14 protein-coding genes are annotated in these 14,597 nt (G+C 54.9%); all 14 read left to right on the forward strand.

Annotation, left to right across the window (positions count from 1 at the left end; all coding sequences use genetic code 11):
* Nucleotides 1–73 precede the first annotated feature (73 nt).
* The 14 genes from HOO88_00090 to HOO88_00155 all read left to right on the forward strand — a co-directional run bounded on the left by HOO88_00090 (nucleotide 74) and on the right by HOO88_00155 (nucleotide 14,557).
* Nucleotides 74–1,507: an exopolysaccharide biosynthesis polyprenyl glycosylphosphotransferase gene (locus HOO88_00090; protein ID NOU35167.1), complete on the forward strand. Its 1,434-nt coding sequence runs from the start codon at nucleotides 74–76 to the stop codon at nucleotides 1,505–1,507.
* Nucleotides 1,508–1,656: 149 nt separating this feature from the next.
* Nucleotides 1,657–2,037 (forward strand): four helix bundle protein, encoded by a 381-nt coding sequence (locus tag HOO88_00095; protein NOU35168.1) that lies wholly within the window; start codon nucleotides 1,657–1,659, stop codon nucleotides 2,035–2,037.
* 105 nt (nucleotides 2,038–2,142) lie between these two features.
* Nucleotides 2,143–3,552, forward strand: coding sequence for a hypothetical protein (locus tag HOO88_00100; GenBank protein ID NOU35169.1), 1,410 nt, complete (start codon nucleotides 2,143–2,145; stop codon nucleotides 3,550–3,552).
* Nucleotides 3,527–3,916, forward strand: a complete 390-nt coding sequence (locus HOO88_00105) for a four helix bundle protein (GenBank protein ID NOU35170.1) — start codon at nucleotides 3,527–3,529, stop codon at nucleotides 3,914–3,916. The genes HOO88_00100 and HOO88_00105 overlap by 26 nt, the downstream gene beginning before the upstream one ends.
* 113 nt (nucleotides 3,917–4,029) lie before the next feature.
* Nucleotides 4,030–4,542, forward strand: coding sequence for a hypothetical protein (locus HOO88_00110; GenBank protein NOU35171.1), 513 nt, complete (start codon nucleotides 4,030–4,032; stop codon nucleotides 4,540–4,542).
* Nucleotides 4,539–5,450: a glycosyltransferase gene (locus tag HOO88_00115; GenBank protein NOU35172.1), complete on the forward strand. Its 912-nt coding sequence runs from the start codon at nucleotides 4,539–4,541 to the stop codon at nucleotides 5,448–5,450. The genes HOO88_00110 and HOO88_00115 overlap by 4 nt, the downstream gene beginning before the upstream one ends.
* Nucleotides 5,443–6,549 (forward strand): glycosyltransferase family 4 protein, encoded by a 1,107-nt coding sequence (locus tag HOO88_00120; GenBank protein ID NOU35173.1) that lies wholly within the window; start codon nucleotides 5,443–5,445, stop codon nucleotides 6,547–6,549. Before HOO88_00115 ends, HOO88_00120 begins: the two co-directional genes overlap by 8 nt.
* Complete coding sequence (locus HOO88_00125; protein ID NOU35174.1) at nucleotides 6,546–7,520, forward strand: NAD-dependent epimerase/dehydratase family protein; 975 nt, start codon at nucleotides 6,546–6,548, stop codon at nucleotides 7,518–7,520. Before HOO88_00120 ends, HOO88_00125 begins: the two co-directional genes overlap by 4 nt.
* Nucleotides 7,517–9,214 carry a hypothetical protein gene (locus tag HOO88_00130; GenBank protein NOU35175.1) on the forward strand — a complete coding sequence of 566 codons (1,698 nt, stop codon included), beginning with the start codon at nucleotides 7,517–7,519 and terminating at the stop codon, nucleotides 9,212–9,214. The genes HOO88_00125 and HOO88_00130 overlap by 4 nt, the downstream gene beginning before the upstream one ends.
* Nucleotides 9,215–9,269: 55 nt before the next feature.
* Entirely contained in the window at nucleotides 9,270–10,247 is a 978-nt protein-coding gene (xrt, locus tag HOO88_00135; protein NOU35176.1) for an exosortase, read from the forward strand.
* Nucleotides 10,217–11,014, forward strand: coding sequence for an exosortase-associated EpsI family protein (locus HOO88_00140; protein NOU35177.1), 798 nt, complete (start codon nucleotides 10,217–10,219; stop codon nucleotides 11,012–11,014). Before xrt ends, HOO88_00140 begins: the two co-directional genes overlap by 31 nt.
* Nucleotides 11,015–11,226: 212 nt before the next feature.
* Nucleotides 11,227–12,912 (forward strand): 2-isopropylmalate synthase, encoded by a 1,686-nt coding sequence (locus tag HOO88_00145; protein ID NOU35178.1) that lies wholly within the window; start codon nucleotides 11,227–11,229, stop codon nucleotides 12,910–12,912.
* Nucleotides 12,909–13,751, forward strand: a complete 843-nt coding sequence (gene aroE, locus HOO88_00150; protein NOU35179.1) for a shikimate dehydrogenase — start codon at nucleotides 12,909–12,911, stop codon at nucleotides 13,749–13,751. The genes HOO88_00145 and aroE overlap by 4 nt, the downstream gene beginning before the upstream one ends.
* On the forward strand, nucleotides 13,748–14,557 hold the full coding sequence (locus HOO88_00155; GenBank protein NOU35180.1) for a prepilin peptidase: 810 nt from the start codon (nucleotides 13,748–13,750) through the stop codon (nucleotides 14,555–14,557). The genes aroE and HOO88_00155 overlap by 4 nt, the downstream gene beginning before the upstream one ends.
* Nucleotides 14,558–14,597: the final 40 nt, after the last annotated feature.

A 14,597-nucleotide genomic window follows, 5' to 3' on the forward strand; every position in this document is an offset into this window, starting at 1 on the left:
TGTTTTTTATGACACAAGGGAAGCTGTTCCGCTGGACGCAACGGCAGTAAGACAGGGAGTTTTTTAGCAATTTATGAATTCATACACTGAAGGAATAACCATTGACCCGGATTCTCGCGGGGTAAATCCGTTTCTGAAGCGTCGGCTGACGGACGCACTTGCGCTGAGTGTTTCGGACGGCCTGATGCTTTTCCTGGCGATGCTTGCCGGCGGGGGGTTGCTTTTCTATATTCGCGGCGTTCCGGTTGAAATGGAGCCGATCTTTCTGCTGATTCCTGCCTGGTGGGTGGGCGCATGGATGACACATCTGGTTCCCGGCTGGGGGCTGGGGGCCGTGGAAGAGTTGCGCCGCACACAGCTTCTGTTGCTAACACTGTTTGCTGCGGCGCTTGTCATAATATTTCTACAAAATGACATTGGACTCAGCCGGATTTCGTTTTTTGCCGCCTATGCTTTTGCTTCTGTCATGATCCCGCTCGGCCGGTTTCTAACAAAAAAAATGCTGGCCGCGCTGAATCTGTGGGGCGTTCCGGCTGTTATTTACGGCACCCGGGCAACGGTTCCGATCGTTGCCGAAGCACTGCGGCAGGATCGCACGCTCGGATTTATTCCCAAGGCGGTGCTGAGCGATGATTTCCGTCAGGGGGATATCGTTGGCGGACTGCCGGTTCTGGGAACTCTTCAAAACACAACACGGCGGATGCCGGTGGCCATTGTGGCACTGCCGGAAATGAGTCGGCATAATTTGATTAATCTGCTGGAAGGCCCGCTTCAAACCTACAACACCATCCTGCTGGTTCCGGATCTGAAAGATGCGCCGTCCCTCTGGGTTAAGCCGTGCGATTTGCAGGGCATTCTCGCCCTCGAAATCCGCCGCAATCTGCTCGATCCGATCCCTTCGGTTTCTAAGACAGTTATAGAACGGTCGCTGGTCGTTCTTACACTTCCATTATGGGGGCCGCTCTGCCTGTTCTTCATGCTGCTGGTATGGCTGAAAGATTTTAGCGCTCCGGTTTATGCACAGGAACGGATCGGACGAAACAACGTTCTGTTTAAAACCTATAAATTGCGCACAATGGTGCCGGATGCTGAAAATGTGCTTAAGCGTAAGCTGGCGCAGGATCCGGTGCTTAAGGCCGAATGGGATCAGCACTATAAGCTCAAAGAAGACCCCCGGATTACTTTTATCGGACAGTTTCTGCGGAAAACGTCTCTGGATGAGCTTCCGCAACTATGGTGCGTTCTGATCGGCACCATGGCGCTGGTCGGCCCCAGACCGCTGCCGAAATATCATCACGATGAATTACAGTTGCGTACACAGCGGCTGCGTGTTCGTGTCCGACCCGGCATTACCGGCCTCTGGCAGGTTTCAGGGCGCAGCGACTCCGGAACGGCGGGCATGGATAAGTGGGACACGTTTTATGTAACCAACTGGTCCATCTGGCTGGATGTAATCATCATTGCCCGCACTGTGCGCGTTGTTTTGTTCGGGAGCGGGGCTTATTAGCGATGCGCTACATCGCTAATAAATGTATGGGAGTCGTGGGGTAAGGGAGTATGGGCGTGATCATGTATGGACATGTCGGAGTTTGAATTTTTTTACACTCTGTTACTCCGCTACACCCTTGCCCCGATACTCTAGGGAAGGTTTTAGATATGGGTGAGTTCGCGAAAAGTTTTCGGGATTTAGACGTGTATCAGGAGTCGTTGGCGCTCGCGCTGGGAATCCACGAGTTCGCAAAGACGCTTCCTCCTGAAGAACGGTTTGTTCTAGCAGATCAAATGCGACGCGCATCTCGCTCCGTTCCCGCAAATATTTCCGAGGCTTGGCGCAAACGGCGTTATAAAGCGGCCTTTATTTCCAAACTAAGTGATGCAGAAACTGAAGCGGCAGAAATGCAATGCTGGCTCGATTTCGCGCTGAAAGCTAAATACATGGAACAGATTGTGTATCAAGATTTTGACCAACGATATGAGCATGTGATCGCTCAGCTTATTACAATGATTGATGGTGCCGCCGGTTGGTGCCGACAGTGAAGTGGGGGTGTAATGATGTATGGGAGTTAATGAGTCTACTCCCGCACTCCGCCGCTCCCGTACGCCCACACGCCCACACTCCCCTACACCCACACCCCTTCTGCTATGTCCAAAATTGAAAAACTAACCGTAGCGACCCTTCTCATCGCCGCGACCCTCTCCGCCGCTCTCTACGGCATATGGGAGGACAAGGCGACGCTTTGTGCACCACTTCTTGTCTTGGTCTATATCGCACTTGCCGCATGGATTCTGTCCTCAGTCTTCCGTCGTCCGACCTCCGACCTCCGACCTCCGGCCTCTGGAAGCATGATCCCGCCCGGCGGGATCATGCTTCTCCTCTTCTGGCTCTACAGCCTGGCTCTGATTCCTTTTTCGGTGCTTCCGTATGAAGCCAAAATCAGCTCGCTCGAATTCGGAGGCTATCTGGCCGTTTACTGGCTTGCCGCAAATATTCTTTCCCGCTTTTCTTACCGACGAGCCGTCTGGACAACCGTTTTTGTTTTGCTGGTTTTTGTCGCACTCTACAGTCTGGTGCAGCACCGCATCGCGCCTAACTTGATTTTTGGCATGGAGCGTTACACGACGTATTGGGAGTCAGGCCGTCTGGGCGGAACCTATCAATGTCCCAACCATATCGCCCATCTCTTCCAGATGTGGCTCCCATTCTGTCTGGTTTTTCTTTTTATTCCGCAGTTCGGCTGGTTCTGGCGTATTTGCTTTGCCTACGCTCTGGCGCTGTTTGCATTGCTGATCTACCAAACGCAGTCGCGCGCGGGACTTCTCGGCAGCGTGGCGGCGCTGGGCGCAACCGTGCTCTTTCTGATTCTGCGCAAAAGCCGCCGCGCCGTTATGGTCTCGATTCTGATCGTCCCCTTGCTCGTCGCGGCGACTCTTGGCGGACTCTGGACGGGCTCCGCGATGTTCCGTACCCGCATGCAGCCGGTTGTGAATGTTTTATCGCTGGCGGCGGCCGGAGATTGGGAGCGCGTGGCGGCCATCGATTTCCGTCCGCAGACATGGCTCGATACGATTGAGATGATCAAAACTCGGCCGGTCTTCGGATTCGGCCCGGGGAATTACGAACTGACGTATGAAGATTACCGTCAGCGGTGTCAGGCTGTTCGTATCGAAACGGTTCATGCACACAACGAATACCTCGAACTGACCGCAGAATACGGATTGGTTGGCGGTGCGCTGGCTCTTTGGGCGCTGATCAGTTTGTCGGCGACCGCGATCCGCTTCGTAAAAACATCAGATCGTTCCTACCACGCCTTACCGGTCATTGCCCTGCTTGGCGCACTGACTGGCACGGCCGTACACGGATTTTTCGATTTCGAACTCCGCATTTTTCCGAATGCGATCATGCTGGCCCTGCTGGCTGGCTGTGCGGTCGCTCCCATCATGCAGACTGGAGGACGGAGGGCGGAAAACGGAAGACAGAGGACGGAGGTCGGGGGGAGGAAGACAGAGGACGGAAGTGAGGGGGATCATGGGAGACAGAATAGAGTCGTTTGAGGATTTGGAAGTTTATCAATTAGCTCTGGAGTTGCAGCAGGAGATATTTGCGCTGACAAAAGCGTTTCCGGCTGAAGAAAAGTATTCACTAACGGATCAGATTCGAAGGTCTTCCCGATCCATTGGGGCAAACATTAGCGAAGCGTGGGGTAAGCGACAGTACCCTGCCCATTTTGTAAGCAAGCTGAGTGATTCAGACGGAGAGCAGAATGAAACGCGGCATTGGTTGCGATCAGCTTTCTTGTGCAAATATATTTCAGAGTTGGAGTTTAATGCGCTGGTTGAGAAGTGCAAAATCATCGGGCGCAAGCTTGGCAATATGATGCAACACCCAGATCAATGGATTCCCAAGGGGCATCGATGAAAAATCGTTTTTCACCGTCAGTCTTCTGTCGTCGGTCTTCGGTTCTCCATTCCGTCTTCCGTCTTCTGTTCTCGGTCTTCATCCTTCTCGCAGCAGTCTGGTCCGCGCAGGTCATGAGTTCGGCCTGGATCCGCGCACGCGCCGACCAAGTTCTGCTGGAGTTGAACTTCCGGCGGGCCGAAACGCTTTTTAAAACGGCGGAACAAATCGATGCGCAAAACTGGCGGGCGCAAATGGGCCTCGGACAGGTTTATTATCATGATCGGTATTATGAACTCGATCCGGCTCTCAAACACGAATGGGCGCTCAAGGAGCAGGCGGCCTATGCGGCTGCCTACCGGACAAACGCAAAAAAAGACGAAGTAATTTACGGCTTGGGGCGCGTCGAACTGTTTCTCGGCAATCGGGACAAGGGGCTGGATTATTTGCGGCAGGTCGCGCGCTACAAACGCTTCAACGATTTTTACTGGCGTAAGCTCGGCATCGAACTGCGTAAAGCCGGACTCTATGACGAGGCACTAAGCGCGTTCGAGTACGCACAGAAGTTGGACAACTCCAATGCGACCGTGAAGCGGAACATCGCGTGGATCAAGTCAAAGACCGGCTCTGCCGGCGGTAAAAAATGAAGTTTTCGATCATAACACCTGCCCTCAACCAGCTGCCGTATCTCAAGCGCTGTATTGCATCCGTCGCCGACCAGCAGGGCGTCGAGGTGGAACACATCGTAATCGACGGCGGCTCAACAGACGGAACCGTCGAGTGGCTGAATACTGTTGCGGATCGCTACCGCTTGACGTTTATCAGCGAGCCGGACAAGGGAATGTACGACGCGCTCAACAAAGGCGTAACTCTTGCCCTGCAAAAACAGGGTGATGAGAATTTGCCCGACAACTGGCAACAGACAACTGGCAACTGCGACGATGAAATCGTCGCTTGGCTCAACTGCGACGAGCAATACTTGCCCGGCACGCTGGAGAAAGTGGCTCAGTATTTTACAGAACACCCGGACGCGGACGCAGCGTATGGAGATGTTTTGCTGGTTAGCCCGGACGGCGGACTGTTGACTTGCCGTAAAAACCCGCCGTTGCGCCGAGCGTACATTCTCGCAGATCATCTTTATGCACACAGTGCGTCCATGTTTTTCCGTTCCGGAATTTTTGATTCAGGCCTCCGGTTTGATTCTTCGTGGAAAGCGGTCAGCGACTGCGATTTTATTCTGCGCGTACTGAAATCCGGATTCCGGTTCGGGCAGATTAAAAAATATCTGTCCGCTTGCACCATGAGCGGGGAAAACCTGAGTCGCCAGCAAGCCGGCATAGAGGAGCTGAAAGCTTTTCGCCGCCTTTCGCCACCGCTGTATCGCATGGGCCGTCCGGCGTGGAACGCCTTCCGATACCTTGAAAAATTTCTGCGCGGCGGATATGCGCAGGCCTTGCCGCTGGAGTACGAATTGTACACGGAAGATTTGGATCGCCGTCGGCTGATTCGTGCGAGGGCCGCGAGCTGTAAGTTCAGGTGGGACGGTAATGAATAGCCGTCGTAAACTCATCATCGTCGGGCAGACTCCGCCGCCATATAACGGGCAGGCGAAGATGATTCGGCAGATGATAGATGGCCTTCGGGATGAGTTTGATCTGCTGCATATCCGGATGGGCTACAGTGATTCTGTTGTATCGGCCGGAAAGTTTAGGATGTCCAAAATCACGCACCTGTTTCACCTGATTCGTGAAACGCGGCGGGCGCTGCAACAACACCCCGGTGCCGTCCTTTATTATCCGCCCGCATCCCCGAATTGGATTCCGGTTCTGCGCGACATCATTTATCTGCTTGCGGTGCGCCCCCTCGCGGCGAAAACCGTGTTGCATTTTCATTCCGGCGGAGTTTCTGAGTTTGTTCTGCAACACCGCTGGCTGAAAAGACCGGCTTGCAAGGCTTATGGAAAGGCGGATGTTGCGATCGAGCTCGGCCGCTCCTGTCCGCATGACGGTAAGTTTTTCGAAGCTCGCCGGGTTGTGGTTGTTCCGAACGGAATCAATATTCCCGTGTCGGCAAGAAATCGGCAATCGGCAATCGGCAATCTAAAAATTCTCCATGTCGGCATTCACACTGAATCGAAAGGCCTGTTTGACTTGCTGGAAACGGCGAAAGAATTAAAACGGCGCGGCGTTTCTTTTGAAATCCGGACGGCAGGGTTGTGGTATACAGATCGGGAAAGAGACCGATTCAACCGGATGCGCAAAGAATACGGGCTGGAGGCCGAGGTGTTGACGACGGGACAAAAAACCGGCGCAGAGCTTTGGTCGCTTTACAGCTGGGCCGATGTGTTTTTCTTTCCGACATTCTATCCGTGGGAAACGTTCGGTATCGTACAGTTGGAAGCGATGGCTTACGGACTGCCTGTGGTTGCCTCCGATTGGCAGGGGCCGAAAGATGTGGTACTCAACGGCGAAACCGGATTCCTCTGTCCTGCACGCGACACAAAAGGGTTTGCTGATGCGCTGCAACGTCTCGCTCAAGACGGCGCCATGCGGGCGCAAATGGGCCGGGCCGGACTGGAGCATTACCGACGGCACTTTACGGCGGATTGTTTTGTCCGGAACATGAAACAGGTTTTTGACGAGGTGCTCACATGAAAAAATCACTGGTAACAGGCGGATGCGGATTTGTCGGGCGGCATTTAATTGCGCGACTGCTCAAGGCGGGCCATGAAGTCCATTGTGTGGATCCGATTGCCCCGCTCAGCGGCGGAATTGCGCCGGGAAGCTGGCCGCTTTTCAGTCCGCTGGATTTTCAAAATTTCCACTTTTACAATCAGGATTGCCGCGACTGGTTCCGAACAAACAGCGACACGGATTTTGATTATGCGTTCCACCTCGCCGCAATGGTTGGCGGACGGGAGATGATCGAAAATAATCCGCTCGCCGTTGCGGATGACCTTTCAATCGACGCGCAGTACTGGCAGTGGGCGGTCAAGGCTCGTCCTGCGAAGAACGTCGTCTTTAGTTCCAGCGCGGCATATCCGATCGAACTTCAGCGCCCGGATCATTACGAACTTCTCCGCGAAGAAATGATTACCTTTGAAAACCGCATCGGCATGCCGGATATGACCTATGGCTGGGCCAAGCTGACCAATGAATATCTGGCGCAGTTGGCCTTTGAAAAACACGGGCTGAAGTCCGTTTGCTATCGTCCGTTTTCCGGCTACGGCGAAGATCAGGACAATTCCTATCCGTTCCCCGGAATCTGTAAGCGGGTGCTGGCGAACCGCTCCGCTCCGGAAATCACGGTTTGGGGCAGCGGACGCCAGATGCGCGATTTCATTTACATTGACGACTGTGTGGAAGGAATTCTATCCACGATGGATAAAATCAACGACGCTTCCGCGCTGAATCTTTCCACCGGCATCTATACCTCCTTCATCGAATTTGCGCAGATCGCCGCGGAACTTTGCGGCTTTAAGCCGCGGATCAAAGGAACCTCGGATAAACCGGAAGGCGTATTTGCCCGGGGCGGCGACACAACACGCCAGCGGAGCTTCGGGTTCACACATACCGTCAGCTTCAGAGAAGGAATCGCCAAAGCGCTTGCATATTACGGCGGATGAAAAAGTCGATCAACATTCTGATCCTGCTGGCAGTCGCCGCATTCTCGCTCTGGTGTACCGGCGACCTGATGCGCAAAAACGATCAAGCAACCATCCTTGCCGGCGCATATGATTTGGCGCACGGACGGATGCAGGATTCTTCCGCCTACTATCAGTATGACAAAACCTATGTTCTCTATTGGACCTGCGCCGCCATTCTTAAAATTTTTCCCGACACCGTTTCGCCGATTGTTATCACGAACATTAGCCTGGCGATCCTGTTCTGGTCGGCGCTGGCGGCCTTTGTTGTGCGCTTCCGCCGCACGCTGGAGCCGCTGGTGCTGCTGTGTTTTCTAACGGCGCCAGCGGTTCTGCTGAACACGCTTTATGTAAACAGCTCCGTTTTGTCGTCGGCCTTTTTGTTGCTGAGCGCGGCATTTCTTTTGCAGGAAAAACAGCGCGGCAGCTGGCTGGCTGGAATCTTTTTCTTTCTGGCGGTCGGTTCGCGGGCCGACGCAATTCTTCTGCTTCCTCTGCTTCTCTGGCTGATCACGCCGTTCCCGGTAGCCGGAAAATCTCTGGCGGATTTTTCCAGACACCTGAAACTTTGCGCGGCAGGTGTGCTTGCTTTGGGTGCGGGCCGGATACTTTGCCCAGAGGCTGGCGCATCGATTGACCCGATTTTTAATTTAAAGATGGTTGCCGGGTACGCGGTTTTCGGTTTCGGTGCCGCCGGGCTGCTTTTCGCTTTATATTCTTTTCGGCTGATTGCGCCGTCGGCAGAAAAACGCGGATTGGAAAAACTGTACGGGCTTGCCGGGCTGGCCGCGTTTCTCCTGCCCGTTCTGTTTTTTATTCCGCAACTGCATGCGCCGCGCTATTTCTGGCGCGGCTGTGAGGCGGTTCTTCTGCTGGCGGTTTCCGGACGGTTCCCGGCGTGGAATAACCGGATGCTCAAAACCTGTTTCGTCCTGATTGCTCTGTTGCCGATGTTTCTTGGTGTGCGGCTGCCCGCCCTGACTCGTCCGCAACTGACCGTTACACAGCCGACACTGTTTCCGAGCGGCGACGGGTTTTATCCGATGGGCGGAACCGTTCCGTTTCTGCTGAAGTTACGTCATGCGGTCGAACAGCCGGTTGATCACAACCAGATGGTCTGGTCCGCGGTGCATTCTGCGCAGTTTGATTTCTCTCCGGAAAAAACCATCGATGTGCTCTACACCCCGATGTACGGATATTTCATGCTGGAGGCCTCATTGCGCGGCGGATTTGCACGCTGTCTTCCGTATGAACAGCTACATGACCGTCCGTTCTATGCGGACAGCCGGAGTCTGATGCGCGCCGATCCGAAAACTCCATTGAACGCGCAACAGCAGGTTCTGACGCTTCCGGCGCTATTTGTTTCTCCGGTATCCGGCGGGATCGGAGTTCTCCGGTTCGGTGTCGGCGACGACCAGTGGGGAAACCAGACCCGTTTGCTGACCCGGCTCTTTGCCGGAAACGAGTATCGCATTTTGAACGCAGGAATTTTGCCGGATGAGACAAAGCAAACGGTTTGTTTTTCCGCGCTTCCGTTTGCGAACAGTGAAAGAGATGCCGCCACCGGACTCTATTATTCATCTGACAGCAAGAGTTCTGTTTCAGACGGAATCCATTGTGCAGAAGCCGCGCTGCCAAGGTGGATGTCTCTGCGGGCGTTCGGCTCCGGGCAATAAAGCCTGTTAATTTGCGGGCCAATGCAGTACACTCTGAGGCTGATTAAGGATTTTTATGCAGAATCAATCATCGATCAAGGTCTGGAGCGAGCGCTGGCGCCTCGGCGCTTTAAGCACCCCCGAACTGGTTCGGATCGGACTGGTTTCCGTGATCATCGGCCTGATGTTCATGCTGTTCCACATGCTGGGGAATACGGTTGAAGGCGTCGGCAGCCGTTCCGCGTTCCAGTGGATGTTTTCCCGCTGGAGCGACACGATTTCTTTCGGTGCCGACTACTCGCACGGCTATTTCATCCCTTTCGTCAGTCTCGGCGTAATCTGGTACAAGCGGAAAGAAATCTTTTCGGTCGATATGCACACCGATTCACGCGGACTGGCCGTTGTGATTTTCGCGCTGTGTCTGCATTGGCTCGGCGCCAAGATGCAGCAAACCCACTTTTCACTGGTCAGCCTTGTTCTGCTGATCTGGGGCGTTCCGTTCTATCTCTTCGGCTGGGAACTGGCGAAGAAGCTGATTTTTCCCTGCTCTTATCTGGCTTTTTGCATACCGCTGAACTTCATGGACGTTATGGCGTTTCCTCTGCGCATGTTTTCAACCAGTCTGGCGGCGGCCATGCTGAACGGTCTGGGGATCAGTGCGGAGCAGACGGGAACCGCCATTCGATCAACCGTTGCCGGTGGATTTGAGTTCGACGTCGCCGACCCGTGCAGCGGGTTGCGCTCACTGCTTGCCATGACGGCGCTGACGGCGGTTTATGCCTACTTCACCCAGCGCACCATCCCGCGCAAATGGATTCTTTTCATGGCCTCCATTCCTCTGGCGGTTATCGGTAACATCGCCCGCATTGTCACCGTGGCCATTGTGGCTGAGGCGTTTGGCGGAAAACTGGCGCTGGGGATCTACCATGACTATTCCGGCTACATTCTTTTTACTGCGGCGATCACCATGATGGTCGCCATCGGCGGGCTGTTGAACCTTAAATTCAGCGAGGTGTTTGCAAAATGGAAATCAACGCTTTTAAACCGCACCTAGTGCTCATCGGGTTGATGCTTATCTCGGCGCTGGCGCTGGCGTTCACGGTGGACGTGACGCTCAATGACCGGGCCGGGGTCAGTATGAAGCTGCCCTCCGCACTGGACGGCGGGTGGGTCGGCGACGAATTGCGCTATTCCCACAACCCCGAAAACCCCAAGCAGTACCGCGCCAGCGAACTGGATTTGCCGAACATTGATCCGGTAACCGGCGAAAAACTTTTTACCATGAGTCTGGCCGAATATGAGGCGCTGGCAAAAGACACGCAGTTTGTGAAATCCATTTACACCAATGATGCCGCGGCGCAGATGTTTGTCTCCGTTGTGCTTTCCGGCCGCGAACGCGACAGTATTCACCGCCCCGAACGATGCCTGGTCGGGCAGGGCAGCTCCATTGTCAACCAGCATTTCTGGAACGTCGTCATGCCGGGAATCATCGAAGTCCCGCTGGAAGGACGCGAGCCGCTTAAAGTCGCCGTGCTTGAAACCATCCGCAACTATCGCGGTGCCAACGGAGAACGGAAAGCATATTACGGCTATTACGCCTACTGGTTCGTCGGTCAGAACCGCGAAACGCCCAGCCACTACATGCGTATGCTTTGGCTCGCCTGGGACCGTGTTGTACACAGCCGGTCTCATAAATGGGCCTACATTGCGGTGGCAGGCGATCGCGGCGATGAAAAGTCAGATGCCTACAAACAAGAGGTCGTCGATTTCATTCAGAAACTCTACCCGCATCTGCTGATCAACAAACAGGGCGGAAGTTGACAAATTCAGGCCCGCCGCCTACTCTCCCGGCGCAATGACAAACCAATTCAACAGCCTTGAACTCCTTCTACTCGCCGGGGAAACCCTGCGGGAGTTCTGCGCTTGTTGATCTGACCCTCCAACAAAATTTTGCCGAACCTCTCCGCAGCCCGGAGAGGTTTTTTTATTTTCATGATGGGTTTAACAGAGAAAAAACAGTAAAGGAAAGAACAATGAAAACACCGAAATACAAAGCCCCCGCGCCGTTCGAAATGCCGGATCGGCAATGGCCCTCACGGACGCTGTCTGCCAGCCCCGCCTGGTGCTCTGTGGATTTGCGCGACGGCAATCAGGCGCTGCCAAATCCTATGGATCCCGATCAGAAGCTGGAATACTTCCAGATGCTGTGCCGGATCGGCTTTAAAGAAATCGAAGCGGGCTTTCCGTCCGCCAGTCAGGATGACTTCGATTTCTTCCGTTGCCTGATTGAAAAGAAGCATATTCCGGGCGATGTGTTCATTATGGGGCTGACCCAGTGCCGTCCGCATTTGATCGATCGCACCTTCGAAGCGTTCAAGGGCGTCAAGAAGGGAATCATTCACGCGTACATCGCCACGTCTGATCTGCACATGAAGCATGTCTTCGGAACCGATCAGAAGGGCACGATGAAGTCGGCGGTTGAAGCCACCCGCCGGATCCGTACGCTGGCCGACGCTATGCCGGAGAGCGATATCCGCTATGAATTCTCTCCCGAAGAATTCACCGACACCGACCTGCCGTTCTGCCTGGAAATGTGCAAAGCCGTTTACGATGCCTGGGGTAAAGCGACTCCGGAAAAACCGTTGATCCTGAATCTGCCCGCTACGGTTGAGCGCCGTCCGCCCAACCACTACGCCGACATGATCGAATGGTTTATCAAAAACTTTCCGCATCGCGACTGCGTAAAAATTTCACTGCACGCCCACAACGATCAGGGGATGGCCGTAGCCGCCACCGAGCTGGCGCTGCTGGCTGGCGGCGACCGCGTCGAAGGAACGCTGTTCGGACACGGCGAGCGCACCGGCAACGTCGATCTGGTTACCGTGGCCAACAACCTGTTCTCGCGCGGCCTTGATACCGGGCTGAACTTTTCCAGCCTGAACGAAATCGCTGCAACCGTCGAACGGCTGACCGGCATGGCGGTGTATTACCGCCAGCCTTATGCCGGCGAATATGCCTTCACGGCATTTTCCGGTTCACATCAGGATGCCATTAATAAAGGCATGCATCGTTTGGAAGAGGCGGCCAAAGCATTCGGCATGAAGTGGAAAGTGCCGTACCTGCATGTCGATCCCGCCGACTTGGGCCGCAACTTCGAGAAGCTGATTCGCATCAATTCGCAGTCCGGCAAAGGCGGCATCGCCTGGGTGCTGGAGCAGGATTACGGCATTCAAATCCCGAAAACCATGCAGCCCGAATTGCGCGAAGAAGTGCAGACCTACAGCGAAGCGGCCGGACGCGAAATTTCGGCGGAAGAAGTTCATAACGTCTTCCGCGAAAAATTCGTCAATCCGGCGGGTCCCTATGAACTGGTCGGTTACTGGCCGCGCCCTGACGATAAGGATCCGACCTTCATCCATGGCGAAGTCCGCGTCCGCGTTAATGGCGTGGAAAAGATCGCCGTCGCCGACGGCAACGGCCCGATCTCCGCTTTTGTTCATGCCGTTCGCAACATCGTCGGCATTGACTTCACGGTGGCGGACTACCACGAACAGGCTGTCGGTAAAGGCGCGGATGCTCAGGCGCTGGCCTATGTGCCGCTGAAGCTGGAGGGCAACGGAATCGTCTTCGGCGTCGGCTCCGATTCCAACATCGATCAGGCCGCCGTCAAAGCCATCATCGCCGGACTGAATCGCATCGCGGGGAAAAAACAGAAATGAAAAAACTGGCAGTCCTCGGACACCCCATCGGCCACACGCTGTCGCCCGTTATGCACAACGCCTCCATCAAGGCGCTTGGGCTGAACGGAAAATATGAATACGGCAAGCTCGACGTTCCGCCCGGCGAACTGATGGCGCGGCTGGCGCAGCTTCCTTCCGAAGGCTATGCCGGAGTCAACCTCACCATTCCGCTCAAGGAAGCTGCCTTCAAAGGGCTTAAACATTTGGCGGACAGCGCGCGGATTCTCGGTGCGGTTAACACCGTCGAGTTCGCATCGAGCGGAATGATCGGCCACAACACCGACGGCTGCGGGTTTCTCAAAGCGCTCGAAGAAGCGTTCGGGAAAACAGTCGCAGGCGACAACGTTTTTGTCCTCGGGTGCGGCGGAGCGGGGCGCGCCGCGGCTCTCATGGCCGCGCTCAACGGTGCAAAAACCATTACACTTTGCGATGTTGATTTGTTGAGAATGCAGAATCTGATGGAAGAAATCAAAATGGCGGCCCCGCAAGTCGCCGTTTGGTTTGCGAGCGAAGCGAGTAAGATTCAGCTGTGCCGCGAAGCCGATTTGGTCATACAGGCTTCACCGGTCGGCATGAAAAAAGAGGATCCGTCGCTCTTGCCGCCGGAAGCCTTTCGCGCCGGACAGCGCGCCTTCGATTTAATCTACATGTATCCCGAAACCGCGTTTCTCAGCACGGCCAAAGCCGCAGGCGCGCAGACGGCCAACGGTCTCGGCATGCTGTTGCATCAGGGGGCGAAGGCGTTTACTATCTGGACCGGAATCGAACCTGATATCGGAGCAATGCGTAAAGCATTAGAAAAGGCGGTGTACTCATGACAGAATTCTGGACGATTTACTGGATGGGCGTGGTGTTCATTTTGGGCCTTTGTCTCGGCAGTTTTCTCAACGTCTGTGTCTGCCGCATCCCGCAGGAAAAATCGGTTGTCTTCCCGCCGTCCGCCTGCCCGAACTGCAAGACACGCATCAAGTGGTACGACAATATTCCGGTTCTCAGCTGGTTTCTGCTCGGTGCCAAATGCCGCACCTGCAAACTGCCGATCTCTGTGGTTTATCCGATCATCGAACTGCTCACCGCCTTCTTTTTTATCACGCTCTGGCTCATCTACGGCTTCAGCTGGTTCACTCCCATCTACGCGCTCGCCGTCTTCGGACTGCTGATGGGCACCTTCATCGACCTCGAACACATGATTCTTCCGGATCGTCTGACAATTGGCGGCATGATTCTTTTTCCGATCCTTAGCACACTGTTCCCTCCGTTGCAGGACGCAACGACCTGGGGGGAAGGACTCAAGGACTCATTGATCGGCCTCGCCGCCGGCTTCGGTTCGCTTTGGATGGTTCGCGAAATCGGCACGGCCGCGCTCAAGAAAGAAGCGATGGGCTTCGGCGATGTTAAACTGATGGGCGCTCTCGGCGCGCTCTTCGGCTGGGAAGCCGTCATCTACATCGTATTCGTTTCTGCCTTCATCGGCTCTATCGCGGGCATCAGCCTCATCGCGTTGCAGCGCAAAGGCATCAAGAGCGAAATTCCGTACGGCCCGTACATCGCGCTGGCGGCGTTTTCCTGGATTCTCGGCGGCTACCGCCTCTGGCATGCCTATCTCGCCTTCATGGGGCTGTAGGCGAAACGCTGTTTCCCAGCCTCAGTGTTCCTCTGTGTTC

Source organism: Kiritimatiellaceae bacterium, assembly GCA_013141415.1.
Taxonomy (GTDB): domain Bacteria; phylum Verrucomicrobiota; class Kiritimatiellia; order Kiritimatiellales; family Tichowtungiaceae; genus Tichowtungia.

What these genes read in the sequence shown, in the direction of transcription:
- HOO88_00090 (NOU35167.1), top strand. Translation starts at nt 74, where the DNA reads ATGAATTCATACACTGAAGGAATAACCATTGACCCGGATTCTCGCGGG.
- aroE (NOU35179.1), top strand. Translation starts at nt 12,909, where the DNA reads ATGAAAAAACTGGCAGTCCTCGGACACCCCATCGGCCACACGCTGTCG.
- HOO88_00145 (NOU35178.1), top strand. Translation starts at nt 11,227, where the DNA reads ATGAAAACACCGAAATACAAAGCCCCCGCGCCGTTCGAAATGCCGGAT.
- HOO88_00100 (NOU35169.1), top strand. Translation starts at nt 2,143, where the DNA reads ATGTCCAAAATTGAAAAACTAACCGTAGCGACCCTTCTCATCGCCGCG.
- HOO88_00140 (NOU35177.1), top strand. Translation starts at nt 10,217, where the DNA reads ATGGAAATCAACGCTTTTAAACCGCACCTAGTGCTCATCGGGTTGATG.
- HOO88_00130 (NOU35175.1), top strand. Translation starts at nt 7,517, where the DNA reads ATGAAAAAGTCGATCAACATTCTGATCCTGCTGGCAGTCGCCGCATTC.
- HOO88_00155 (NOU35180.1), top strand. Translation starts at nt 13,748, where the DNA reads ATGACAGAATTCTGGACGATTTACTGGATGGGCGTGGTGTTCATTTTG.
- HOO88_00095 (NOU35168.1), top strand. Translation starts at nt 1,657, where the DNA reads ATGGGTGAGTTCGCGAAAAGTTTTCGGGATTTAGACGTGTATCAGGAG.
- HOO88_00125 (NOU35174.1), top strand. Translation starts at nt 6,546, where the DNA reads ATGAAAAAATCACTGGTAACAGGCGGATGCGGATTTGTCGGGCGGCAT.
- HOO88_00105 (NOU35170.1), top strand. Translation starts at nt 3,527, where the DNA reads ATGGGAGACAGAATAGAGTCGTTTGAGGATTTGGAAGTTTATCAATTA.
- xrt (NOU35176.1), top strand. Translation starts at nt 9,270, where the DNA reads ATGCAGAATCAATCATCGATCAAGGTCTGGAGCGAGCGCTGGCGCCTC.
- HOO88_00110 (NOU35171.1), top strand. Translation starts at nt 4,030, where the DNA reads ATGAGTTCGGCCTGGATCCGCGCACGCGCCGACCAAGTTCTGCTGGAG.
- HOO88_00115 (NOU35172.1), top strand. Translation starts at nt 4,539, where the DNA reads ATGAAGTTTTCGATCATAACACCTGCCCTCAACCAGCTGCCGTATCTC.
- HOO88_00120 (NOU35173.1), top strand. Translation starts at nt 5,443, where the DNA reads ATGAATAGCCGTCGTAAACTCATCATCGTCGGGCAGACTCCGCCGCCA.